This is a genomic window from Plesiomonas sp. (assembly GCF_051650925.1).
GTDB lineage: Bacteria > Pseudomonadota > Gammaproteobacteria > Enterobacterales > CAMTGL01 > Plesiomonas.
The window spans coordinates 1-1,338 of sequence record NZ_JBOFRH010000093.1; the positions used below are offsets into that span (position 1 = coordinate 1).

At 51.2% G+C, this 1,338-nt stretch carries 1 protein-coding gene; it reads right to left on the reverse strand.

Features of this window, described 5'->3' with window-relative positions:
• Nucleotides 1-127 precede the first annotated feature (127 nt).
• Nucleotides 128-1,338: L-lactate MFS transporter (locus ACRC27_RS02060; protein WP_438639076.1), on the reverse strand; the 1,211-nt coding region annotated here is incomplete at its 5' end.

Sequence of the window (1,338 nt, forward strand, 5' to 3'; positions counted from 1 at the left end):
TCCGAGCATCAATGAGAAAGGCTGCCTACGCAGCCTTTTTTTGTGTTTGTTTTCTTTATGCTTGATGTCTGCTATTACGAGGTTAGCATTTGATGGCAAATTTCTGCTTCCCTACAAAATAGCCAACTTAGCTTAACTCTATCTGCTGCTGATGCTGGGTTGTCAGCGGATGACGGATAGTCAGCGATATCCCCAACGCCACCACCAGCAGAGCCAGAATCAGGTAGAAGGTCGCCATAAAGCCGCCAAACAACGACGCCACCACTGAGCCGATAATGCTACCCAGACCAAAGCCCAGATAAATCACCCCGTAGTTCTTGGTCAGGTTATTTAAGCCAAAGAAATCACTGACCAAAGACGGATAGACCGTAATAGTGCCACCAAAGCTAAAGGCAATGCAGGCAACAGCAGCAAAGAACAAGTTGGCATTCAGTGGTACAAACAGCAGCAGAGCCATTCCCGCCAGCGTAATCACTTGTGCCAGCGAAATCACACGAATGCGCGGCATACGGTCAGACAAAATGCCCAGCACCAAACGACCGCCCAAGTTCGCCATCGCAATCACTGCCACGGCATTGGCGGCCACAACGGCAGGCAAGTTCACCATTTTCTCGCCGATATCTTTGGCCACGCCAATGACATACAAACCACTCATGCAGGCAGTTAGAAACATTAACGCCAACATCCAGTACTGCGGCTTACGCATCGCTTGTGCCAGCGTAAAATCATGAGCTTGTTGCGTGCCAGCTGATTCTTGGCGCGCGGGTGCATCTTTCATTAACAGCGCCCCCAGCATCACCAGCACCATCGCCAGCAATCCCCACATCTTGAAGGTATTTTCCAGGCCGGTGCTAGAAAGCAGCAATAAGTTAATGTATTTAAAGCCCAAACTGCCCAACCCATACGCGCCAATGGCACAGGCGGAAATCAGCCCCTTACGCTCAGGGAACCATTTCACACAGTTCGACAACGTCATCAAATAGCCCGTACCGTCAGCAAAACCCACCAAAATACCGGCGCACAGATACAGCATCATCAGATTGCTAGCATGAGCGGTGAGAAAAAATCCCAAACCTAACAGCAGGCCGGCCCCCAAAGTCACCTTACGCACACCGAAGCGCTCTTGCAGTTTGCCAGCCAATGACGAGGCCACCGCCAACGCCAGACTCAGTAAACCGAAGGCAAACGCTACCTGACTTACCGGCTCATCCAGCTTGCTGGAGAGCTGCGCATTGAACAGGCTCCAGGTATACACCGAGCCCAAGGCAAATTGCGTGATAATGGTACCGAGCAGTGTCAGAACTCGGGTACGTTGATACTGTTGCGGACTTAACTGCT